The organism is Streptomyces rubradiris (assembly GCF_016860525.1).
In the GTDB taxonomy this organism is placed as follows: Bacteria; Actinomycetota; Actinomycetes; order Streptomycetales; family Streptomycetaceae; genus Streptomyces; species Streptomyces rubradiris.
The window spans coordinates 2227027-2248705 of the sequence record NZ_BNEA01000015.1 but is presented as its reverse complement, the minus strand read 5'-3'; the positions used below and the strand labels follow the sequence as shown (position 1 = coordinate 2248705).

The window sequence follows — 21679 nt, the reverse complement described above, 5'->3', positions numbered from 1 at the left end:
CGGACGGGCCGGACGGGACAATGGGCGCATGGCGGGTTCAGGCGAGCGGGCACGGCACTGGCGGTACTCCGAGCTGCCCGGAGTCGACCTGCTGCGGGCCCGGTACATCCGCAAGAACTTCATCCGGCACACCCACGAGAACTTCGTCATCGCGGCCATAGCCGACGGTGTCGAGGTCTTCCACCACCGCGGCTCGGACGTCTCCGCGGGCGCGGGCGCGCTCGCGCTGGTCAACCCGGACACCCCGCACACCGGCCGGGCGGGGGTGCCCGAAGGCTGGCGGTACGGCGCGCTGTACCCCTCGCCCGACGTCGTCGCCGAGATCGCCGCGGAGACCACCACCCTGCGGGGCACGCCCGGCTTCGTCAGCCCGGTCCTCGACGATCCCTACGCCGCCCGTCTGGTCCACCAGGTGCTGCGCGCCACCGACGAGGGCAACGCGCTGGCCGCCGACACGCTCCTGCGGATCGCCGTGACCAGGCTGCTGCGGCGGAACGGCGGTGTGCTGCCCGAGCGGCGGACCCGGACGGCCGGCGCGCCGACCGCCGCACGCGCGCGTGCCGTGCTGGAGGAGCGGATGGCCCGGCCGCCGACCCTGGAGCGGCTGGCCCGGGACCTGGGGACCAGCCCGTTCGCCCTGCTGCGGGCGTTCCGCGACGCCTATGGCATGCCGCCGCACACCTGGCTGACCGACGCCCGTGTGCGCCGCGCCCGGCTGCTGCTGGACGCGGGGACGGCCCCCGCCGAGGCGGCCGTCGCCGTCGGCTTCACCGACCAGCCCCACCTCAACCGGCACTTCACCCGGATCGTCGGCGTGCCTCCGGGCGCGTACCAGCGGGAACACGCGAACCCGGGCGGGCAGGGGCGTGTACCAGGCGGGCGCAAGAACGTACAAGACGCGGGCCCGCCGTCGTCCGTACCGTCCCGGGCGTGACACAGCACATAGCACTCACGGATCAGACAGCCGATGGCACGAAGAAGCCGGACGCGGCCGTCGTACGGGACGCCCTGGGAGTCGGCGTCGCGGTGGGCCTGTCCGGCTTCGCCTTCGGGGTGACCTCGGCCGGCAGCGGACTCGGGCTGCTCCAGACCTGCGCGCTCAGCCTCCTGGTGTTCACCGGCGCCTCACAGTTCGCCCTCGTCGGGGCGCTGGCCGCCGGCGGCAACCCGTTCACGGCCGCGGCCGGCGCCTTCTTCCTGGGCGTGCGCAACGCCTTCTACGGGCTGCGCCTGTCGCAGGTGCTCGCCCTCCCGCGCGCACTACGGCCGCTGGCCGCCCAGTGGGTGATCGACGAGACCACGGCGGTGACCCTGGCGCAGCCGACCCGGCGGGCCGCGCGGATCGGCTTCACGGTCACCGGCCTCAGCCTGTACGCGCTGTGGAACCTCACCACGCTGCTCGGCGCGCTGGGGGCCGAGGCGATCGGCGACACGCGCGCGTGGGGCCTGGACGCGGCGGGACCCGCGGTGTTCCTGGCCCTGCTCGCGCCGATGCTGAAGACGGCCACCGAGCGCGCCGTGGCGGGCCTCGCGGTCCTGCTGGGCCTCGGTCTGCTGCCGGTGCTGCCGGCCGGCGTGCCGGTGCTGATGGCGGCACTGGCGGCGCCGCTCGCCCTCGTCGCCGAGTCCCGGCGTGGCGGCCGTGCCGGCGGGGACGCAACCGACGATCCGCCGGGACCGGACGCCCGGCGCGCACCGCGGGGCACGGGCGGGACGAGCGGAGCGGAGGAGGGCCGGTGAACATCTGGATCGCGATCATCGGGACCGCCGTCGGTTGTTACGCCGTCAAGCTCGCCGGGCTGCTCGTCCCGGCGCACGCCGTCGAGCGGCCGTACGTGCGGCGGCTGGCCGCCCTGCTGCCGGTCGCCCTGCTCGCCGCGCTCACGGCCGAGCAGACGTTCGCCGACGGGGCCGTGCTCATGCTGGACGCCCGGGCCGCGGGGCTCGGCACCGCGGCCGTGGCGCTACTGCTGCGCGCGCCGTTCCTGCTGGTCGTGGCGGCGGCCGTGGTGGTGACGGCGGGCCTGCGGGCCATCGGCGGGTGAGCCGGCCGGGCCCGGTCCGCCGGGGCGGGGCAGGGCCCGGGGCGGTGGCTCAGCCCACGAAGCGGCCGTAGGCCCGCAGGGTGCGCAGGGCTTCGATCGTCACCACGGGACGAGCCTCCAGCGTGGGCGCCGGGGCCCACTGCCGCCAGGTGACGGGCCAGCCCCCGTCCTCCTGCTGTCCGGCGGCCAGGTGGTCCAGGGAGCGCGCCATCTCGTCGTCCGTGAACCACGCGCGCGCGAGCGAGTCCGGGCTGCGGGCGAAGTCGTGCGGGAAGTGGTGCTCCCCCGGGGCGTAGCCGGCGGCGACCGGGAACGCGTCCAGGCGGTCCGGGTCCAGCGCCGCCAGCCGCTGCTCCCGCACCAGGCGGCCCAGCCGGTCGGCGGCGGCCTGAGCGCGCGGGCGGTCGGGAGCGGAGTCCAGGAAGGCCACGGCTGCCTGCACCTCGTAGGGGTGTGACTTCTCCAGGGACTCCACCGCCTGCCAGCAGTAGTCGGTGGCCCGGAACAGCCAGGCGTGCCACACCTCGTTGCGGTGCAGCAGCCCGACCACCGGGCCGGTGGTCAGCAGCTCGCTGGGCGGGTTGTCGACGACCGTGAGGAACGGCGCCGTCGGATAGCCGCGCTGGCCGGGATGGACCGCGGGCAGGGCGCCGTCCGGGGTGGAGACGGAGGTCAGGTAGCGGCACACGCGCTCCACCCGCTGCCCGCCGCAGCGCCCGACGGTGTCCAGCACGCGCAGGGCGCGCGCGGTGTGCAGGGGCTGGCTGACGGGCCCGCGCAGATCGGGCTCCAGCGCGTGCCCGTACCCGCCGTCCTCGTTGCGGTAGGCGTCCAGCGCCGTTTCCACCGCGTCCGGGCAGTCGTGCAGGAAGTGGTGGGCGAAGAGACGCTGCTCCAGTACGCGTGCGGTGAGCCACATGAACTGTTCGGCGCGGAAGAGCGGGGAGCGCGCCGGGGGCGTGGAGGGGAGCGGGGAGACTCCTGAATCTGCCATGGGTCAGACCGTAGGGCGGAAAGCGGTCCCGGCAGGCGCTCCGGGGCAGGCCCACCCCCGGGGGCGGGATACTGGAGTCATGCGGTTGACGGTCTTCTGGCAGCGAATGGCGGAACACTTCGGTCCGGGGTACGCCGAAACCTTCGCGCGCGATCACGTGATGTCCGAGCTGGGCGGACGCACGGTGAACGAGGCGCTGGACGCGGGCTGGGAGGCCAAGGACGTGTGGCGCGTGGTCTGCGCGGTCATGGACGTGCCGGGCGAGAGGCGCTGACGGGCCGCCGGGGCACCGGGTGTGTCACAGACCACTGAAACGCCGGATTCGCCGGTATGCGCTGGTCGGAAAATCGACAGTACGGTTCCGATCCGTCCCGAGGACCGCGCACGGGCCCCGGTTGTCGGTGGCGTGGGCGAGACTGGGCGAGTGGCATCCACTGACGAGGAATCCCTGGCACCCACCGCCGAGGACGGCGAGCCGTCCGTCCGGCAGGCAGCACCGGCCGTGACGGCACCGTCCGGCCGGTCCTCGCTGGCCGGCGCCGTCGCGCCGGGCGGCCGGATGCCGCGCTGGCTGCCCCGCGCCATGGTGCTCGCGCTCGCGCTGATCGCCGCGTTCCAGCTGGGCAGCTGGGCCTTCCACCAGCTGACCGGACTGTTGATCAACATATTGATCGCGTTCTTCCTGGCCCTCGCGGTCGAGCCGGCGGTGAGCCGGATGGCGGCCCGCGGCATACGCAGGGGGCTCGCCACCTTCCTGGTCTTCTTCGGGCTGACCGTCGTCATAGCCGGGTTCGTCACCCTGCTCGGCTCGATGCTGGCCGGCCAGATCATCAAGATGGTCGAGGGCTTCCCGGAGTACCTCGACTCGCTGATCAACTGGACCAACCACACCTTCCACACCGAGCTCAAACGGGTGGACATCCAGGAGGGCCTGCTCCACTCCGACTGGCTGCGCAAGTACGTGCAGAACAGCGCGGCCGGCGTCCTCGACGTGTCCACCCAGGTGCTCGGCGGGCTCTTCCAGCTGCTCACGGTCGGCCTGTTCTCGTTCTACTTCGCCGCGGACGGCCCCCGGCTGCGGCGCGGCCTGTGCTCCGTCCTGCCGCCCGCGCGCCAGGCCGAGGTGCTGCGCGCCTGGGAGATCGCCGTCGACAAGACGGGCGGCTATCTCTACTCACGCGGTCTCATGGCGCTCATCTCCGGGATCGCGCACTACATCCTGCTGGAGATCATGGGCGTGCCGTACGCGCCCGTGCTCGGTGTCTGGGTGGGCCTGGTCTCGCAGTTCATCCCCACCATCGGGACCTACCTCGCGGGCGCGCTGCCGATGCTGATCGCGTTCACCGTCGACCCCTGGTACGCGGTGTGGGTGCTGGGCTTCGTCGTGATCTACCAGCAGTTCGAGAATTACATGCTCCAGCCCAAACTGACCGCCAAGACCGTCGACATCCACCCGGCGGTCGCCTTCGGCTCGGTCATCGCCGGCACCGCGCTGCTGGGCGCGGTCGGCGCGCTGATCGCCATCCCGGCGGTGGCCACCCTCCAGGCGTTCCTAGGGGCATACGTGAAGCGGTACGCCGTCACGGACGACCCCCGGGTGCACGGACACCGCAGCAGGACGCCGTCCGGCCCCGGGGCGCTCACGCGCGCGCGACGGCTTTTGCTCGCCCGCCGCTCGGGCGGGCGGGCAGGATCGTAGGGACGCTCGCGCGGACCGGCGTCGCGCCCGATCGTGCCGGGAGGTGCGGGTCGGCGGCGCGGCGCCCGCCACGCCGGGTCCATGAAGACCGGAGTACGCCTGGGTTGCGGGTCTGCCACGGACAGGTCGGAGGAGGGTTCCGCGCGACCGTGTGGCTATGACCGGGCGTAACAACAAGCAGTCTGCCGGTGAGAGGGGCGCGTTCACCGCGGGCTGTCTCCTGGTCCTCAGGTTGCTGGTGGACGCCGCGGCCGGCTTGCTGGTCGCCGTCCTGCTCCTGGCGCGGGGCTGGGCCGGACGGACACCGGCTCCGCGCCTGCCGGCGCGCCGTCCGCGGACTGGGCGCCGGTGTGGTCGTTCGGCGCTCTGGCCCTGGTGGTCGGCGTGACGGGCGGTGTGCTGCTGCGGCTCGGGCACCGTGGTCTCGGGGCGGTTCAGCTCGTGCTCTGCGGCGTGCCGGCGTGCTCCGTGCCGGCCGTCCGGCCCTGAGCCGGAGCGGTTGGCGGTCCGCTTGACACAAAAATCGAACATCCATTCTTATTGAGGCTCAGGCCAGGCTGCTGACTGGGGTATTCGCCCTGCCATGCTGGGAAATGTCCCACAGTTATCCACAGGCCGGGCCCGCGTCGGGGCGCATTGTCAGTGGCAGGCGTTAGCGTCTTTGACGTGAAGCGATCGACTCAAGCAAACCGGGTGGAACCCATGGCAGGAACCGACCGCGAGAAGGCGCTCGACGCCGCGCTCGCGCAGATTGAACGGCAATTCGGCAAGGGCGCGGTCATGCGCATGGGCGAGCGGTCGAAGGAGCCCATCGAGGTCATCCCGACCGGCTCGACCGCGCTCGACGTCGCCCTCGGCGTAGGTGGCCTGCCGCGCGGCCGTGTCGTGGAGATCTACGGACCGGAGTCCTCCGGTAAGACGACCCTGACCCTGCACGCCGTGGCGAACGCGCAGAAGGCCGGCGGCCAGGTCGCCTTCGTGGACGCCGAGCACGCCCTCGACCCCGAGTACGCGCGCAAGCTCGGCGTCGACATCGACAACCTGATCCTCTCCCAGCCGGACAACGGCGAGCAGGCTCTGGAGATCGTGGACATGCTGGTCCGCTCCGGCGCCCTCGACCTCATCGTCATCGACTCGGTCGCCGCGCTCGTCCCGCGCGCGGAGATCGAGGGCGAGATGGGCGACAGCCACGTCGGTCTCCAGGCCCGCCTGATGAGCCAGGCGCTGCGGAAGATCACCAGCGCGCTCAACCAGTCCAAGACCACCGCCATCTTCATCAACCAGCTCCGCGAGAAGATCGGCGTGATGTTCGGCTCCCCCGAGACCACGACCGGTGGCCGGGCGCTGAAGTTCTACGCCTCGGTGCGCATCGACATCCGCCGCATCGAGACCCTGAAGGACGGCACGGAGGCGGTCGGCAACCGCACCCGCTGCAAGGTCGTCAAGAACAAGGTCGCGCCGCCCTTCAAGCAGGCCGAGTTCGACATCCTCTACGGCCAGGGCATCAGCCGCGAGGGCGGCCTGATCGACATGGGCGTGGAGCACGGCTTCGTGCGCAAGGCCGGCGCCTGGTACACGTACGAGGGCGACCAGCTCGGCCAGGGCAAGGAGAACGCGCGCAACTTCCTCAAGGACAACCCCGACCTGGCCAACGAGATCGAGAAGAAGATCAAGGAGAAGCTGGGCGTGGGAGTCCGCCCGGAGGAGCCCGCCGCCGAGCCGGGCGCCGACGCGGCGGTCACCACCGCGGCGGCCGGGGACGCCGCCAAGTCCGCAGCCGTCCCGGCAGCCGCCAAGGCCACCAAGCCCAAGGCCGCCGCGGCCAAGAGCTGACCCGTGACACGGCGAACCGACTGGGCCGAGTACGAGTACGCCACCCCCGGTGCCCTGCGGGGGAGGGGCACTGGGGGCTACCCGGACTCCTCCCCGGACGGTGACGACGGACACCGGTACGGCGAGTACGGCGAACGCGGCGAGCTGGGCAGACGCGGGCGGAACCGAGACCGGCGGGATCACGAGGGAGCCGACGCCTACGGCGGATCCGGTCCCTACGACGGCACCGGCGGGTACGGGGGCGACGGTGGCCCGGACGCGGGCGACCTGGGTGGTGAGCCGCACGGGGGCGGTTCACCCCGTGGCCGGGGTTCCGGGGGAACCGGTGGCGCGCGGGGCGGGGGCCGCGGGCGTGGCCGGCGGCGCGGTTTCGGGGACGCGCCCGGTGAGAACGAAGGCGCCTCCTCCTCGGCGAGGGACGAGCGGGGGGAGTCTTCAGGGGACCCGGCTGAGCGGGCCCGGGCGATCTGCCTGCGCCTGCTCACCGGGACCCCGCGCACCCGCAAGCAACTCGCGGACGCCCTGCGCAAACGGGAGATCCCCGAGGACGTAGCCCAGGAGGTGCTGGACCGGTTCGAGGAGGTCGGGCTCATCGACGACGGCGCCTTCGCGGACGCCTGGGTGGAGTCCCGGCACCACGGGCGGGGACTCGCCCGCCGCGCCCTCGCCCGGGAACTCCGGACCAAGGGCGTCGACTCGGCGCTGATCGAGGACGCCGTCGCCCAGCTCGACTCAGAGCAGGAGGAGACGACCGCCCGGGAACTCGTCGCCCGCAAGCTGCGTGCCACCCGGGGCCTGGACCGCGACAAGCGGCTCCGCCGCCTCGCGGGCATGCTCGCCCGCAAGGGCTATCCCGAGGGCATGGCCCTGCGCGTCGTCCGCCAAGCGCTGGAGGAAGAGGGAGAGGACACCGAGTTCCTCGGGGACGGGGACTTCTGAGCCAGGGAACGGACCGGCGTCCTCGGGAGCGCGAGGGCTGCTGATCGCTCGGGGACACGGGGCTTCCCCGGGCCGGGCCGCACCCACGGTCACTCCGCGCTATACGTCGGGTTCGCCGGCCTTCTCGCGCTGGTGGCCGGCGCCGTGCCGGGACGCACGGCGCTACGAGTGCGGGCGGTGACGGCCGACACGGCGAGGGAGTGACACCGGCGGCCGTGACGCGTACCCGTGTCCGCAGCGCCTGCGCTGTCCTCAGGCCGTCGCCGGCTCCACCGGCAGGCCCTCCGCCCGCCACGCCTGGAAGCCGCCCACCAGGTCCGTCGCCCGGTGCAGGCCCAACTGGTGGAGGGAGGCGGCGGCGAGACTGGAGGCATACCCCTCGTTGCAGACCACCACGATGCGCAGGTCGTGTCCGGTGGCCTCGGGCAGACGGTGGCTGCCCTGGGGATCGAGGCGCCACTCCAGCTCGTTGCGCTCGACCACGACGGCACCCGGGATGAGCCCGTCCCGTTCGCGCAGAGCCGCGTACCGGATGTCGACCAGCAGCGCGTCACCGGTGAGAGCCGCCTTGTGCGCCTCCCGCGCCTCGATGCGCCGGTAGCCCGCGCGGACCCGCTCCAGCAGCTCGTCGATGCCGGGCGGCCGTTCGCCGGTCGTTCCGGTTGCCGTCGGCTGTTCGCCGGTGTCGCTCACTGCCAGTCCTCCGGGCGTTCGACCTGCTCCAGGCGCAGGACCTGGCCGGTGCGACTGTAACGACGGATCTGGGGGAGCGGCGGGTAGTAGGCGTGGACGGAGATCGCGTGTCGCTCCGTGGACTCGTTGAGCACCTCGTGCACATGGTGGCGGCCGAAGGCGCGGCCTTGTCCGGCGGGCAGCCGGCGTACGCGGTCCACCCCGTCGGTGAGTTCCAGGGTCTTCCAGCCGTCGGTGGGCAGCCGGGCGGCGAGGGAGTTCTCGGTCAGCTCGCCCGAGGCGGTGAGGAAGGCGCCGACCGAGTCGGCGTGGTCGTGCCAGCCCGTGCCGGTGCCGGGCGGCCAGCCGATCAGCCAGGCCTCGCTGCCGCCGGGCCCCTTGAGCCGTACCCAGGTGCGGCCTTCCGGGTCGAGCGGGAGGGAGGCGATCAGCTCGGCGTCGGCCGCCGTACGCCGGACGAAGTCGAGGAGATCCGCCTGCGTGGGCGGCGTGGCGGCGGTGGACACGGGGGCGGGCAGGGAGGAAGGGACAGACACGAGCACCGTCCTGGAAGTTCGCGGAAACGGGCGCGCGACGGCGCCCGGTGAGGAAAGGGAGGCGAATTCAGCAGGACGTGCGACACACGCAGCCCGCGTAGCGGACGAGGTCCATGTGGACCCTCCGCCACAGGCGCACGTAGGTGTCGGTCACGATCGGGAGTACAGCATGCCGGCCCACCCCGGTCAACCGAGTGTCACCCCGTGGACGGAGGGCGGGAGCGCGGAATCGGCGCAGGCCGGAGGCGAACGCCACCCGCGCAGCGCCCGGCGCGACCGGGGCTCGGGCACCTCTGTTCGAGCCTGGCGGTCCGGGCTCGGGCACCTCCGTTCGAGCCTGGGGCCGGGGGCGGACCGTCCGGAGCCGGGCCCCTCCTCCTCCGCCCCCGAGTGGTGCGTCAGCGCAGGCCCGAGCCCGCTTCCGCCGTTGCCGCCCGCTCACTCACCGGCTGCTCCTCCTGCTCCCGCTCCGGCTCCTGCTCCGCCCCCGGTTCCGTCTCCGGCTCCGCCTCCGGTGCCGAGCCTCCCAGCGTGGCCTCGGCCGCCGTGTACAGGTCGGCGGGGCGGACCCCGCTCAGCGCGGTGACCAGGTGGCCGTCGGGGCGTACCAGCAGCACGCTGTGCGCCGGCGCGCCCGGGTAGCTCTCGGCGACCAGCAGCTCCGCGGGGTGCGGGAGCGCGGTCACGGCCGCCGCGAGCCGGGGCATCACGCCGGCGGAGACCCAGTGCTTGCGGTCCCACACCCCCGTACCCGGCGCGATCAGCACGACCAGCAGCGCGCCGCGGCCGAGCCGGTCCCGCAGCCGGACGAAGGAGCCGTCCTCCGCCGTGACCCGGACGTCGGTCACCTGGGCGCCGGGAGGGGTGTCGACGGGGATCGCCGCCTCCAGGTGCCGGGGCATGAGCGGCGAGCCGGCGTGGCCGCCGGGCGCGCCCAGCGCACCGCGCCCCAGGTGGCCGTCGGTGAACTGCGCGTCCTGCCCGCGCGCCGCGCCCGGGACGATGCCGCGCAGCCCGCCGCCGCGCAGCACCGGCAGCGCCTGGTCGGCGGCGCGCAGCCGGGCGGCGACCATCGCGCGCCGCTCGGTCTGGTAGCTGTCCAGCAGGGCCTCGTGCGGGCCGTGATGCCAGGCCGCGGCCAGCTTCCAGGCGAGGTTGTCGGCGTCCCGCAGCCCCTCGTCGAGCCCCTGGGTGCCGAACGCGCCGAGCAGATGGGCCGCGTCCCCGGCGAGGAAGACCCGGCCGGCGCGCCACCGGCGGGCCAGCCGGTGGTGCACCGTGTGGACACCGGTGTCGAGCAGGTCGTACGCCGGTGCGTCACTGCCCGTCCAGCCCGTGAGGGTCTCGTGGATGCGGGTGAGCACGACCTCGGGCGTGACCAGGTCCTTGCCCGGCGGCAGCAGCCAGTCCAGGCGCCAGGCGCCGTCCGGGAGGGGGCGGGCGGTCACCTCCCCGGCCGAGGGCCCGGACGACTTCCACGGCGGCATCCGGTGGAGCAACGCATGGCCCTCCCACGGAAGTTCCGTCCGCAGTGTGGCGACCGCGTGCCGTTCCACCGCCGTACGGCCGGGAAAGCGGATGTCCTGGAGCTTGCGCACGGTCGAGCGGGGGCCGTCGCAGCCGACCAGGTAACTGCCGCGCCACCAGGTCGTCTTCGGGCCGCGGGTGTGCGCGCTGACGCCGGACCGCTCCTGCTCGACGGCGGCCAGGCGGCTGTCGGTGGCCACCTCGGCCAGCGGCTCGCCGGCGAGGGCGGCGCGCAGGGCGTTCGTCACGATGTGCTGGGCGATGTGCAGGGGAGCGGCGGGGTCGCCCTCGGCGAAGGCGATCTCCGTCATCACCTGCTTGCGCCTGACGGACCGCCATCCGGCCCAGCGCACCCCGTGGTCGCCGAGCGCCACCCCGGTCAGCCGTTCCAGCAGGGCGGCCGTGTCCTCGCGCAGAACGACGGTGCGCGCCGGGCGGGGCTCGTCCTTGCCGGGGCCCTCGTCCAGGACGACGACGGGCACGTTCTGACGGGTCAGGAGCAGGGCGAGCGTGAGTCCGACGGGTCCCGCTCCGACGATGATCACCGGGTCCATGGTGCGACGCCCCCTGCCCGTGACGATGCCCTGACGGAGACAAGTGAACAGGAAGGAGGAGCGGGGTGCACGATCACAAAACGTATGCAACCCATTGGCAGAGTTCGCGTCAAGCGACCGGGGGCAGTGGCGATCATGCCATTGCCCCCGGGTGGTGCGTTCGGGTCTGACTTTCCGTCAGGCAGAGGTTCCGGTGCCCGCGTGGCCGGGGATGCCGGCCGTGTCCTCGACGCTCAGCACCGCGCCGGTCGACTTCTTGCGCCGCCGCAGCCGGCCCTCCAGCCAGCTCGCGAACGTGGTCAGCGAGAAGTTGATGATCAGGTAGATCACGGCGACGATCGTGAAGGAGGCGATCGTGTTGGCGCCGTAGTAGGCGCTCGCCGTGTTCGCGGAGGCGAGCAGTTCGGGGAAGGTGAGGACGGCGCCGCCGAGGGCGGTGTCCTTCACGATGACCACCAGCTGGCTGACGATCGCGGGGAGCATCGCGGTGACCGCCTGCGGCAGCAGGATGGTCCGCATCACCTGCCCCTTGCGCAGGCCGATCGCCATGGCCGCCTCGGACTGGCCCTTCGGCAGGGAGAGGATGCCCGCGCGGACGATCTCGGCGAGGACGGAGGCGTTGTACAGCACCAGGCCGGTGACGACCGCGTAGAACGGGCGGTCGTCCGAGCTGACGTCGGTGTACTGGGAGAAGAGCGCCAGACCGAAGATCATGAGGACCAGGACGGGGATCGCGCGGAAGAACTCCACGACGACCGCCGCCGGCACCCGCACCCAGACGTGGTCCGACAGCCGGGCGATACCGAGGACGGCGCCCAGGGGCAGCGCGATGACCATGGACAGCGCGGCCGCCTTCAGCGTGTTCTGGAGACCGGGCCATATATACGTCGAGTACGCCTCGGTACCGCCGCCGAGATAGGGCTTCCACAGCGCCCAGTCCAGCTGATTCTTCTCGTCCAGGGCGGTGTACACCCACCACACGAGGGCCGCGAGGGCGGCGAGGAAGACCACCGTGTAGAGGATGTTGCGCCGCTTGGCGCGCGGCCCCTGGGCGTCGTACAGGACCGAACTCATCGCTTCACCGCCACCTTCTTGCCCACCCAGCCGAGGATCAGGCCGGTCGGCAGGGTCAGGCAGCAGAAGCCGAAGGCGATGATCGCCGAGATCAGCAGCAACTGCGCCTCCCTCTCGACCATGTCCTTCATCAGCAGTGCCGCCTCGGCGACGCCGATCGCCGCCGCCACTGTCGTGTTCTTCGTCAACGCGATGAGTACGTTGGCCAGCGGGCCGACGGCCGCGCGGAACGCCTGTGGCAGCACGACCAGGAACAGCACCTGGGTGAAGCTCAGGCCGATGGCGCGCGCGGCCTCCGCCTGGCCGACCGGCACCGTGTTGATGCCGGAGCGGATCGCCTCGCACACGAAGGCCGACGTGTAGACGATCAGCCCGAGGACGGCCAGCCGGAAGTTGGCCGTGTCCACGATGTCGCCGGCGCCGAGAGTGATCCTCAGCGTCTGGTACAGGCCGAGCGAGGAGAACAGGATGATCACCGTGAGCGGGATGTTCCGCACGATGTTCACGTAGGCGGTGCCGAAGCCGCGCATCAACGGCACCGGGCCCACCCGCATGGCGGCCAGCAGCGTGCCCCAGATCAGGGAGCCCGCGGCGGACAACAGGGTGAGCTGCACCGTCGTCCAGAAGGCGCCCAATACGTCGTAGTCGTCAAGAAAGTCGAACACGTTCTCCCGCGCTTCCGCGTGTAGGGATGCCCGGGTGCGCCGCCCTCACGGACGGCGCACCCGCCGGGCGTTGCCTCAGCTCTTGATGTCGCCGATCTTCGGGGCGGGCTCGTTCTTGTAGCCGGCCGGGCCGAGGTTCTTGTCCACGGCCTTCTGCCAGGAACCGTCGGAGACCATCGCCTCAAGGGCCTTGTTGATCTTGTCCTTGAGGTCGCTGCCCTTCTTGACACCGATGCCGTAGTTCTCGTTCGTCATCTTCAGGCCGCCGAGCTTGAACTTGCCCTTGAACTGGGACTGCGAGGCGTAGCCGGCCAGGATCGAGTCGTCCGTGGTCAGGGCGTCGATCGCCTTGTTCTGCAGACCGGTCAGACAGGCCGAGTACGTCGGGTACTTCTGGAGCTGCGCCTTGGGGGCCAGCTTCTCCTTGACGTTCAGCGCCGAGGTGGAGCCGGTGACCGAGCACAGCCGCGCCTTGTTCAGGTCCTGCGCCGACTTGATGGAGGTGTCGTCCGCGCGGACCAGCACGTCCTGGTGGGCCAGCAGGTACGGGCCGGCGAAGTCGACCGACTTCTGGCGCTCCGGGGTGATGGAGTAGGAGGCGACGATGAAGTCGACGTCACCGCGCTGGAGCATGGTCTCGCGGTCGGCGCTCTTCGACTCCGTCCACTCGATCTGGTCCTCCTTGTAGCCGAGCTTCTCGGCGACATAGGTGGCCACCTCGACGTCGAAACCCGAGTACCCCTTCGGCGTCTTCTGGCCGATGCCCGGCTGGTCGAACTTGATGCCGATGGTGATCTTCTTGCCACCGCCGGAGCCCTTGTCGTCCTTGTCGCCGCCGCACGCGGTGGCGGCCACGGACAGGGCGAGGAGGACGGCCGAGGCGGCGGTGACCTTGCGGAGCTTCATCGTGAACATCCTTCTGAGTGGTGAGGAACGAGTCCTGAGGCGCGGGGGGAGGGGGCCGTGCCGGTCAGTGGTGCAGGATCTTGGACAGGAAGTCCTTGGCCCGGTCGCTGCGCGGGTTGTTGAAGAACTGGTCGGGCGAGGATTGTTCAACGATCCGCCCGTCCGCCATGAAGACGACCCGGTTCGCGGCCGACCGCGCGAAACCCATCTCGTGCGTGACGACGATCATCGTCATGCCCTCGCGCGCGAGCTGCTGCATGACCTCCAGGACCTCGTTGATCATCTCGGGGTCGAGCGCGGAGGTCGGCTCGTCGAAGAGCATGACCTTCGGGTCCATCGCCAGCGCCCGCGCGATCGCGACCCGCTGCTGCTGACCGCCGGACAGCTGGGCGGGGTACTTGTCGGCCTGGGTGCCCACGCCGACCCGGTCGAGCAGCGCCCGGGCCTTCTCCTCGGCCTCCTTCTTGTCCGCCTTGCGGACCTTGACCTGACCCAGCGTCACGTTCTCGAGCACGGTCTTGTGCGCGAACAGGTTGAACGACTGGAACACCATCCCGACGTCCGCCCGCAGCCGGGCCAGCTCCCGGCCCTCGTGCGGCAGCGGCTTGCCGTCGATCGTGATCGTGCCCGAGTCGATCGTCTCCAGGCGGTTGATGGTGCGGCACAGCGTCGACTTACCGGACCCGGAGGGCCCGATGACCACGACGACCTCGCCGCGGGCGATCGTCAGGTCGATGTCCTGGAGCACGTGCAACGCGCCGAAGTGCTTGTTGACGCTCTTCAGGACGACCAGTTCGTCGGACGTGGCCACGTCTTCCTTGGCCACCGTTACTTTGGTCATCGCTCTCAGGCTCCGTCCTCCTCGGGTTTCCGAGGACAGTAGTGAGGCGCTGTGACCTGCGTCATCACATCTGAGGGAGATCTGAGCATCACGATCCGGTAGCAATCGGACACGTGTCGTAGCACTTGGGGGCCGTGCGCGTATCGGCCGGATAACGGAAGAGGCGGGCAACCCGAACCCCCTTGACGCCGTCCTCCTCCATCGGCGTCACTGCCATGGTGCACGCGCGCGTGCCCGTGATCTACAAGAACGACGGAAACCGAGACCGTACGACCGCTGAACCGGAGGGGGCCGGAATGAGACTGCTGCTCGTCGAGGACGACAACCACGTCGCCGCGGCCCTGTCCGCCGTCCTCGCGCGCCACGGCTTCCAGGTCACCCACGCGCGCAGCGGCGAGGAGGCCCTCCAGGCGCTCGTCCCCGAGGGCAACGGCTTCGGCGTCGTACTGCTCGACCTCGGCCTGCCCGACCAGGACGGCTACGAGGTCTGCGGCAAGATACGCAAGCGCACCAGCACCCCGGTGATCATGGTCACCGCCCGCGCCGACGTACGCTCCCGCATCCACGGCCTCAACCTGGGCGCCGACGACTACGTGGTCAAGCCGTACGACACCGGGGAACTGCTCGCCCGGATCCACGCCGTCAGCCGGCGCACCGTTCAGGAAGACCCCGTCACCGGCGGCGAGAGCGCCCTGCTGCTCGGCTCCGTCCGGATCGAACTGCCCACCCGCCAGGTCAGCGTGGACGGCGCGGCGATCCAGTTGACCCGCAAGGAGTTCGACCTGCTCGCCCTGCTCGCGCAGCGGCCCGGCGTGGTCTTCCGGCGCGAGCAGATCATCAGCGAGGTCTGGCGCACCAGTTGGGAGGGCACCGGCCGCACCCTGGAGGTGCACGTCGCCTCCCTGCGCGCCAAACTGCGCCAGCCCGCGCTGATCGAGACCGTACGCGGCGTCGGCTACCGGCTCGTCGCCCCGGCCGCCTAGCGGGGACGGGTGCGCACACGTCTCCTCCCGCTGCTCATCGTGCTGCTGGCGGCCGTCCTGCTCGCGCTCGGCATCCCGCTCGCCGGCAGCCTGGCCGCCGCACAGCAGCAACGGGTCGTCGTCGACCGGATGGACGACACGGCCCGGTTCGCCGCGCTCGCCCAGTTCGTCACCGACGGGCCCGGCGGATCGCGCCGCACCACCGCGGACGAGCGCCGGGCGAGTCTGCGCAGCGAACTGGAGAGCTACTACGACGTCTACGGCATACGCGTGGGTGTCTTCTACCGCAACGGTACGGAGGCGATGGCCAACGCGCCCGGCGACTGGTTCGTCCCGCGCGCGGGTGAGGTACGCCGGGCGTTCGACGAGGCGTTGCTCAGCCGGCGCAGCCACGACCCGCCGCAGGCCTGGCCCTGGCAGCACAGTCGGCTCGTCGTCGCCTCACCGGTGATCCGGGACGGGGACGTCGTCGCCGTCGTGGTCACCGACTCGCCCACCGAGCAACTGCGTTCCCGGATTTTGCGCGGCTGGCTGGTCATAGGAGCCGGGGAGATCGCGGCCATGCTGCTCGCCGTCGGCGCCGCGCTCCGGCTGACCGGCTGGGTGCTCAAGCCGGTCAGGGTCCTGGACGCCACCACGCACGACATCGCCACCGGGCGGCTCAAATCCCGGGTCGCGGTGGCCGGCGGGCCGCCGGAACTCAGACGGCTGGCCCGATCGTTCAACGAGATGGCGCACAACGTCGAGGCCGTGCTGGAGCAGCAGCGCGCCTTCGTCGCCGACGCCTCGCACCAGTTGCGCAACCCGCTCGCGGCGCTGCTGCTGCGCATCGAACTGCTCGCCCTCGAACTCCCCGAGGACCACGCGGAGATCGCTTCGGTCCGCGCCGAGGGCAAGCGCCTTGCGCAGGTCCTGGACGACCTGCTCGACCTGGCGCTGGCCGAGCACGCGGAGGCCGACCTGGGGCTGACCGACATCGGCGCGCTGGCCGGGGAGCGGGTGGCCGCCTGGGCACCGGCCGCCGGGGCCAAGGGCGTGAGCCTGACCGGCGACTGCCCGCCCACCACCGCCTGGGCCGACCCGATCGCCCTGTCCAGCGCTCTGGACGCGGTGATCGACAACGCCGTGAAGTTCACCCCCGAGGGCGGCACGGTCGAGGTCGCCGTCTCCGCCGACGGCGACACCACCACGGTCGTCGTCACGGACACCGGGCCCGGCCTCACCGACGAGGAACTCGCGCGCGTGGGCGACCGGTTCTGGCGCAGCGGCCGGCACCAGAACGTCAAGGGCTCGGGCCTGGGCCTGTCCATCACCCGCGCCCTGCTCGCGGCGGGCGGCGGCTCGGTCGACTTCGCCCACCACGAGCCGCGCGGACTACGGGTCGCCGTCAGCGTGCCACGGCACCCACCGACCGCCGAGCCGACTCCGGGCGCCCGCTAGGCGCACGGCGCACACCGAACGCGCCCCGAGCCACCCGGCCGTACCGCGTACGCCGGCCGGCCGTCAGGGCTTGACCGACCGGTAGTAGCGCCGGGCGCCCTCCTGGAGCGGCAGCGGGTCGGTGTAGATGGCGGTGCGCAGGTCGACCAGTTGCGCGGAGTGGACATGGGCGCCGATGCCGTCCCGGCTCTTGATCACCGTGCGGGTCACCCACTCGGTCAGCCGGGGATCGACGTCCGTACGGGTCACCAGCACGTTGGACACGGCGATCGTCGGCACCTCGGCCCCCCGCTGCACGTTCGGGTAGGCCGATTCGGGGATCTTCGTGGGCCGGTAGTAACGCGCCCACTCGCCCTGGTCGTGCAGCTTGGCGACCAACTCGTCGCCGATCGGCACGAACTGGAAGGCACCCTTCTGCGCCAGCGCGGCCAGCCCCTTCGTGGGCAGCCCGCCGGACCAGAAGAAGGCGTCGATCTTCCCCTCCCGCAGCCGTCCCGGCCCGGTGTCGATGCCGTCCGAGGTCGGGATGATGTCCTTGCGTGGATCGATATCGGCGGCCCCGAGCACCCGCTCGGCTATCAGCCGCACCCCCGAATCCGGCTGTCCGATCGCCACCCGCTTGTGCCGCAGCTGCTTGACGTCGTTGATGCCCGAGCCCGGGGCCACGATGAGCTGCACGTAGTCGTCGTAGAGCCGGGCCACCCCGCGCAGCCGCTCGGCACCCTTGCCCTGCCGGAGCCCGTACGCCGCCACCGCGTCGGCCGCCGCGATGGTGAAGTCCGCCCGCCCGGACGCCAGCCGCTCCACGTTCTCCTGGGAACCGGCGCTGTGGAGCAGGTTCACCGTCAGTCCCGGCATGTCCTCGCCCATCTCGGTGCGCAGGCGCTCGCCGTACTCCTGGTACACCCCGCGGGGCGTACCCGTGCTGAACACGATCGTCCCGCTCGGCGGCTTCTCGCCCAGCGGCAGCAGCCACCACAACAGCAGCCCGAGCGCCACGACACCGACGGCCGCGCCTCGCAGCGCCGCGCGCCTGCCGACCCGGGGGAACCTCTTGGACATGCGGCGATCCTGCCAGCAGGGCCACGGAGGTGACCAGGGCCGGGGGCACAGAGATCGCGGCCGGCGGGCGTTGTCAGTGCCGCCCGTTAGAGTCGCCGCATGAGCACTTCGCCCGCCCGCCTCGTCCACGAGTTCCACCGCGCCTTCGGCCTCGACGTGCGCGACACCCCGACGGAGGTGGACCCCGGCCTGGCCGCCCACCGGGGTGAACTCCTCGCCGAGGAGGCGGCGGAGGTCGCCGAGGTCGCGGTCCAGGGCCCGCTGGACCGGCTCGCGCACGAACTGGCCGACGTGGTGTACGTGGCCTACGGCACGGCCCTGGTGCACGGCATCGACCTCGACGAGGTGATCGCCGAGATCCACCGCGCCAACATGAGCAAGCTCGGTCCGGATGGACAAGTCGCCCGCCGGGCCGACGGCAAGGTGCTCAAGGGGGAGCACTACCGCGCCCCGGACGTCTCCGCCGTACTGCGCCGCCAGGGGTGGATACCGGGCGGCGACGGCGCCTGACGCACAGGGCCGGCCAGGAGGCACCGGCCGAGACGCACCGGCCTTCCGCCGGCGCACGCCGGCGGGGACCGGGGAGCGCCGGGCCAGGTAGGCCCGTGTCCCGTCGACGTATGCCTGCGGGATGCGGGGTGCGGGGCACGGGGTGCGGGGTGCATTGGGCGGTTCGGTGTCCCGTGGCCGCGCGCCTGCCAGGGCCGGGTCGTTCAGCGTTCCATCGACGCATGCCAGCCGGGCCGGGTGGTTCAGTGTCCCGCCGGCGCACGCCTGCCAGGTCGAGTGGTTCAGTGTGCCGGCCGGCGCATCCCTGCCGGGCCGGGTCGTTCAGGGTCCCGTCGGTGTGCGTTCGCCGGGACGGGGTGTGTTCGGGCGGTGTGGGTCAGGGGCCCTTCAGGCCCGTGCCGCCCAGGCGGGTCAGCAGGGCCGTGAGGCGGGCGAGGTCGGCCGGGGGCCAGTCCAGGCCGGTGAAGATCTCGGCGGCCGTCTCCCGGGCGGTGGCCAGCATCTCCGTCAGCCGCCGCCGGCCCGTCCCGGTCAGCGCCGCGTACGCCACGCGCGCGTCCCGGGCGTCCGGCTCCCGGGTCACCAGCCCGATCCGCTCCAGCGGGGCGAGTCCGCGCGTGACCCCGGAGGCGGTCAGCCCCAGTGCCTCGGCCAGGTCGACCCGGCGCATCCGGGCGCCGGGTGCCTGTGCCAGCCGGAGCAGCAGCGTGAAATCGGCGAGGCTGACGCCGTGCAGCCCGCCGAGCCGCGCGTCGAAGCGCCGTACCAGCGCCGTCTGGGCCCGTACCAGCCGCAGCGCCGCGTCCAGCGCCTCCTCGCTCATCGCGCCCGCCTTCCCTTGCCGACTCCTTGACTACTCAAGTTTATGGGCGTGGTTCAGGAGCCGGACGCCCGGGCGGCGCGGCGCTGTCGCTTGCCCAAGGGGGCCTGGGAGAGGTCCTCGGCGGTGGACCGCAGCTGCTTGTAGCCGTAGCCGCGCCCGGTGAGCCAGGATGTGGCCGCCTCCTCGGCCCGCTCGGTCGCCTCCAGGATGTCCTCCTCCTTCTCGCCCGTGGCGGAGAAGCGGAAGACGAAGGCGGGCCGGGCGGCGATGTCGTAGGTGAGCGTTCCCTCGGGCGTGAACGCGGCGCGCAGGACGTCGTGTTCGGCGGCGTCGGCGAGGAGGGCGGCGCGCTGTGCTTCGGTGAGGCCGTCGAAGGCGCCGCGGACGGTGATGCGGAAGGTCCGTGTGGTCATCCCGCGACTGTAGGCAGGGCAGAGCGGGGACCTCCACCGGGTTTCCGGGCGCCGTAGGGCAGGGAGGGGTCACGGACTCGGTCGGCTCTGGGGCCACCGGAGGCGCCGGTGGTGCCGTCCGGCCCGGTCGGTGGCGGGGCGAACACCGGGCGAGGTCCGGGCCGGCCCTTCACCGGGCCGGATCCCGGTGCTTACCTGAACGTGGCGGAACTACGGTGTGGAGGCGGGGTGGACCTCGGGGATGCGACCGCGCCCGTGGTCGCGGTCGTGGGAGTCGTCGGGACGCTGTTGTCCGCGCTGCTGACCCAGCGCGCGGCCGACCGCGGCCGGCGGCGCGAACTGGACCGCGTCGAGCAGGTACGGGAGCGACGCCGGCACGCCCAGGAACTGCGCGCCTGCTCCGTGGCCCTGAACGCCTCCGCCCGGCAGTACCTGGCCGCGCTCACCGACCAGGTGCACGCGCTGGGCCGGGACGAGGAACCGCGGATCGTACGGCAGCGGCTCACACAGGCACGCGACCACTACCGGGACGTCTACGCCGAGGCCCAGATGCGGCTGCCGGAGCGGGTGCTCGACCTCGTGGCCGACCTCAGCCACGACCTGGGGGCGGTGTACGGCATGGTCCGGCGCCTGGACGACGGCACCCCGCGCGCCGGGGACTCGCCCGAGGCCGTGCGGGAGGGCATCGACGAACTGTGGGGCCGGCTACGGCGGACACGGCGCGCGATACGGACCGAACTGGGCGCGTACGGGGCGGATACGGGGCGGTGAGGGCTGAGCCGGCACCACGGCCGCACGGCCCGGTGGGCCGGCAGCGTGCGGGTTCAGCGCTTGGTGGCCGGCGGCTGGGCGTTGCGGACCGGGATGACGGGGTCCTGGTCGGCCAGGGCGCGCGGCCGCAGGACGGCGAGCAGCGGACCGGCCATCGCCGTCGTCACGACCGCCATCACGACCATCAGCGAGTACAAGCGCTCGTCCAGGACGCCGAGTTGCAGCCCGGCGGTCAGAATGATCAGTTCGGTGAGTCCTCTGGTGTTCATGAGCGTGGCGAGAACCGCCGACTGGCGCGCCGTGACGCGGAAGGCCCGGGCGCTCAGGAACGCGCCGACGAATTTCCCGCTGACCGCCACGAGCAGAATGAGCGCGAAGTCCAGCCAACCCGACCCGCCCAGATCCGACAGGTCGACTTTCAGGCCCACGATGATGAAGAAGACCGGTTGCAGCAACTGACCGCTCACATCGCCGATCCGGTTGACGATGTCCGCGCGCAGCCGCTCTGTGGATTCCTTCGGCATCACCACGCCGAAAAGGAAAGCGCCGAAGATGAAATGCAGGCCGATCCGCTCGGTGACCGCCCCCGAGACGAGAAGCCCCGCGAGCACGACCGTCAGCACCGCCGGGGTCAGCCGGGAGCCGCCGGCGACGACCAGCCTGCGCAGCAACGGACGGACCACCCACACCATCACCCCGGCGTACGGCACGAGCAGCAGCAGGAGCCACTGGTCGCCACCCCCTCCGCCGACCAGGGCCACCACGGCGGCGAGCATGCACCAGGCGAGCACGTCACCGATCGCGGCGCAGGCCAGCGCCAGCCCGCCGATCGGGGTGTGCTGCATCTTGCGGTCCGTGAGGATCCGCGCCAGCACCGGGAAAGCGGTCACCGACATCGCCGTGCCCATGAAGAGCACAAAACCCAGCCGGTGCCCCTGGGCGTGCTCCTCGGCCAGCACCAGGGCGAGCAGCGTGCCGAGTACGAACGGCAGCAGGATGCAGGAGACCGCCACGGTGACGGCCAGCCGTCCGGTGCCGCGCAGGATCTTCCGGTCCAGTTCCAGACCCACGATGAACATGAATACGGCCATGCCCACATCGGCGAGTGCGGTGAGCATCGGCCGTACCCCGGGGGGAAACAGGAATTCCGGCACGGAATGACCCAGGAGAGTGGGGCCGAGCAGAATTCCCGCGAGCACTTCTCCGATGACCGCGGGCTGGGATAATCGCTGCGCCGCGGCGCCCAGTATCCGGGCGAGCACGATGATGAGGGCGAGGTCGCAAAAGAGTGCGAACAGCTGGTTCGTAGTCATCGGTACCTGCCTTGACGACGGGCCGCGTGTGCCGCCCGGAACTATTGAGGTGCCGTAG

Annotated in this window: 24 protein-coding genes; 11 read left to right on the top strand and 13 right to left on the bottom strand. The window is 72.0% G+C overall.

Annotation, left to right across the window (positions count from 1 at the left end; translation table 11 throughout):
• Positions 1 to 28: 28 nt before the first annotated feature.
• Genes Srubr_RS23085 through Srubr_RS23075 form a run of 3 tightly spaced genes read left to right on the top strand, consistent with a single transcriptional unit; the run spans position 29 to position 2045 of the window.
• Entirely contained in the window at positions 29 to 934 is a 906-nt protein-coding gene (locus Srubr_RS23085) for an AraC family transcriptional regulator (RefSeq protein WP_189997309.1), read from the top strand.
• Positions 931 to 1740 (top strand): AzlC family ABC transporter permease, encoded by an 810-nt coding sequence (locus Srubr_RS23080; RefSeq protein WP_229926813.1) that lies wholly within the window; start codon positions 931 to 933, stop codon positions 1738 to 1740. The genes Srubr_RS23085 and Srubr_RS23080 overlap by 4 nt, the downstream gene beginning before the upstream one ends.
• Positions 1737 to 2045 (top strand): AzlD domain-containing protein, encoded by a 309-nt coding sequence (locus tag Srubr_RS23075; RefSeq protein WP_189997308.1) that lies wholly within the window; start codon positions 1737 to 1739, stop codon positions 2043 to 2045. Before Srubr_RS23080 ends, Srubr_RS23075 begins: the two co-directional genes overlap by 4 nt.
• Before the next feature lie 49 nt (positions 2046 to 2094).
• On the opposite strand, the gene Srubr_RS23070 is transcribed toward Srubr_RS23075, so the two are convergent.
• Positions 2095 to 3039 (bottom strand): prenyltransferase/squalene oxidase repeat-containing protein, encoded by a 945-nt coding sequence (locus Srubr_RS23070; RefSeq protein WP_189997307.1) that lies wholly within the window; start codon positions 3037 to 3039, stop codon positions 2095 to 2097.
• A gap of 79 nt (positions 3040 to 3118) precedes the next feature.
• Between Srubr_RS23070 and Srubr_RS23065 the strand changes: the two genes are divergently transcribed.
• The 4 genes from Srubr_RS23065 to recX all read left to right on the top strand — a co-directional run bounded on the left by Srubr_RS23065 (position 3119) and on the right by recX (position 7510).
• Entirely contained in the window at positions 3119 to 3313 is a 195-nt protein-coding gene (locus Srubr_RS23065; protein ID WP_030608876.1) for a DUF3046 domain-containing protein, read from the top strand.
• A gap of 174 nt (positions 3314 to 3487) precedes the next feature.
• Positions 3488 to 4738: an AI-2E family transporter gene (locus Srubr_RS23060; RefSeq protein WP_373313577.1), complete on the top strand. Its 1251-nt coding sequence runs from the start codon at positions 3488 to 3490 to the stop codon at positions 4736 to 4738.
• A 702-nt stretch (positions 4739 to 5440) separates the two neighbouring features.
• Positions 5441 to 6571: a recombinase RecA gene (recA, locus tag Srubr_RS23055; protein ID WP_030608882.1), complete on the top strand. Its 1131-nt coding sequence runs from the start codon at positions 5441 to 5443 to the stop codon at positions 6569 to 6571.
• A gap of 3 nt (positions 6572 to 6574) precedes the next feature.
• A complete protein-coding gene (gene recX / locus Srubr_RS23050; RefSeq protein ID WP_189997306.1) occupies positions 6575 to 7510 on the top strand; it encodes a recombination regulator RecX in 936 nt (311 codons plus the stop codon).
• Between the two features lie 252 nt (positions 7511 to 7762).
• Here recX and Srubr_RS23045 read toward each other — a convergent pair whose 3' ends face one another.
• From Srubr_RS23045 to Srubr_RS23015, 8 genes are all read right to left on the bottom strand, one after another.
• The gene (locus Srubr_RS23045; protein ID WP_229926812.1) at positions 7763 to 8203 is read right to left on the bottom strand and encodes a rhodanese-like domain-containing protein; all 441 of its coding nucleotides are present in this window, start codon (positions 8201 to 8203) and stop codon (positions 7763 to 7765) included.
• Positions 8200 to 8739, bottom strand: coding sequence for a cupin domain-containing protein (locus tag Srubr_RS23040; protein ID WP_189997305.1), 540 nt, complete (start codon positions 8737 to 8739; stop codon positions 8200 to 8202). The genes Srubr_RS23045 and Srubr_RS23040 overlap by 4 nt, the downstream gene beginning before the upstream one ends.
• Before the next feature lie 67 nt (positions 8740 to 8806).
• Positions 8807 to 8878: a putative leader peptide gene (locus Srubr_RS42095; protein ID WP_332836340.1), complete on the bottom strand. Its 72-nt coding sequence runs from the start codon at positions 8876 to 8878 to the stop codon at positions 8807 to 8809.
• Positions 8879 to 9137: 259 nt separating this feature from the next.
• Positions 9138 to 10820 carry an FAD-dependent monooxygenase gene (locus Srubr_RS23035; RefSeq protein ID WP_189997304.1) on the bottom strand — a complete coding sequence of 561 codons (1683 nt, stop codon included), beginning with the start codon at positions 10818 to 10820 and terminating at the stop codon, positions 9138 to 9140.
• Between the two features lie 177 nt (positions 10821 to 10997).
• Positions 10998 to 11894: an amino acid ABC transporter permease gene (locus Srubr_RS23030; protein ID WP_189997303.1), complete on the bottom strand. Its 897-nt coding sequence runs from the start codon at positions 11892 to 11894 to the stop codon at positions 10998 to 11000.
• Positions 11891 to 12559 (bottom strand): amino acid ABC transporter permease, encoded by a 669-nt coding sequence (locus Srubr_RS23025; protein WP_189997302.1) that lies wholly within the window; start codon positions 12557 to 12559, stop codon positions 11891 to 11893. Before Srubr_RS23025 ends, Srubr_RS23030 begins: the two co-directional genes overlap by 4 nt.
• Positions 12560 to 12634: 75 nt before the next feature.
• Positions 12635 to 13465, bottom strand: a complete 831-nt coding sequence (locus Srubr_RS23020) for a glutamate ABC transporter substrate-binding protein (protein WP_189997301.1) — start codon at positions 13463 to 13465, stop codon at positions 12635 to 12637.
• A gap of 64 nt (positions 13466 to 13529) precedes the next feature.
• Positions 13530 to 14306 carry an amino acid ABC transporter ATP-binding protein gene (locus Srubr_RS23015; protein ID WP_189997300.1) on the bottom strand — a complete coding sequence of 259 codons (777 nt, stop codon included), beginning with the start codon at positions 14304 to 14306 and terminating at the stop codon, positions 13530 to 13532.
• A 296-nt stretch (positions 14307 to 14602) separates the two neighbouring features.
• Here Srubr_RS23015 and Srubr_RS23010 point away from each other — a divergent pair, with 296 nt between their 5' ends.
• Positions 14603 to 15289 (top strand): response regulator transcription factor, encoded by a 687-nt coding sequence (locus tag Srubr_RS23010; protein WP_189997299.1) that lies wholly within the window; start codon positions 14603 to 14605, stop codon positions 15287 to 15289.
• Between the two features lie 9 nt (positions 15290 to 15298).
• On the top strand, positions 15299 to 16729 hold the full coding sequence (locus Srubr_RS23005; RefSeq protein WP_189997298.1) for a sensor histidine kinase: 1431 nt from the start codon (positions 15299 to 15301) through the stop codon (positions 16727 to 16729).
• A gap of 63 nt (positions 16730 to 16792) precedes the next feature.
• Here Srubr_RS23005 and Srubr_RS23000 read toward each other — a convergent pair whose 3' ends face one another.
• On the bottom strand, positions 16793 to 17791 hold the full coding sequence (locus Srubr_RS23000; RefSeq protein ID WP_189997297.1) for a TAXI family TRAP transporter solute-binding subunit: 999 nt from the start codon (positions 17789 to 17791) through the stop codon (positions 16793 to 16795).
• A 99-nt stretch (positions 17792 to 17890) separates the two neighbouring features.
• On the opposite strand from Srubr_RS23000, the gene Srubr_RS22995 reads away from it, so the two are divergent.
• Positions 17891 to 18301 (top strand): pyrophosphohydrolase domain-containing protein, encoded by a 411-nt coding sequence (locus tag Srubr_RS22995; RefSeq protein WP_189997296.1) that lies wholly within the window; start codon positions 17891 to 17893, stop codon positions 18299 to 18301.
• Between the two features lie 376 nt (positions 18302 to 18677).
• Here the strand turns inward: Srubr_RS22995 and Srubr_RS22990 are convergent, their stop codons facing one another.
• Both Srubr_RS22990 and Srubr_RS22985 read right to left on the bottom strand, forming a co-directional pair.
• A complete protein-coding gene (locus Srubr_RS22990) occupies positions 18678 to 19124 on the bottom strand; it encodes a MarR family winged helix-turn-helix transcriptional regulator (protein ID WP_189997295.1) in 447 nt (148 codons plus the stop codon).
• 53 nt (positions 19125 to 19177) lie between these two features.
• Complete coding sequence (locus tag Srubr_RS22985) at positions 19178 to 19537, bottom strand: DUF6204 family protein (protein ID WP_189997294.1); 360 nt, start codon at positions 19535 to 19537, stop codon at positions 19178 to 19180.
• Positions 19538 to 19765: 228 nt separating this feature from the next.
• Between Srubr_RS22985 and Srubr_RS22980 the strand changes: the two genes are divergently transcribed.
• The gene (locus Srubr_RS22980) at positions 19766 to 20308 is read left to right on the top strand and encodes a hypothetical protein (RefSeq protein WP_229926811.1); all 543 of its coding nucleotides are present in this window, start codon (positions 19766 to 19768) and stop codon (positions 20306 to 20308) included.
• A 53-nt stretch (positions 20309 to 20361) separates the two neighbouring features.
• On the opposite strand, the gene Srubr_RS22975 is transcribed toward Srubr_RS22980, so the two are convergent.
• On the bottom strand, positions 20362 to 21621 hold the full coding sequence (locus tag Srubr_RS22975; protein WP_189997293.1) for a cation:proton antiporter domain-containing protein: 1260 nt from the start codon (positions 21619 to 21621) through the stop codon (positions 20362 to 20364).
• Positions 21622 to 21679 lie beyond the last annotated feature (58 nt).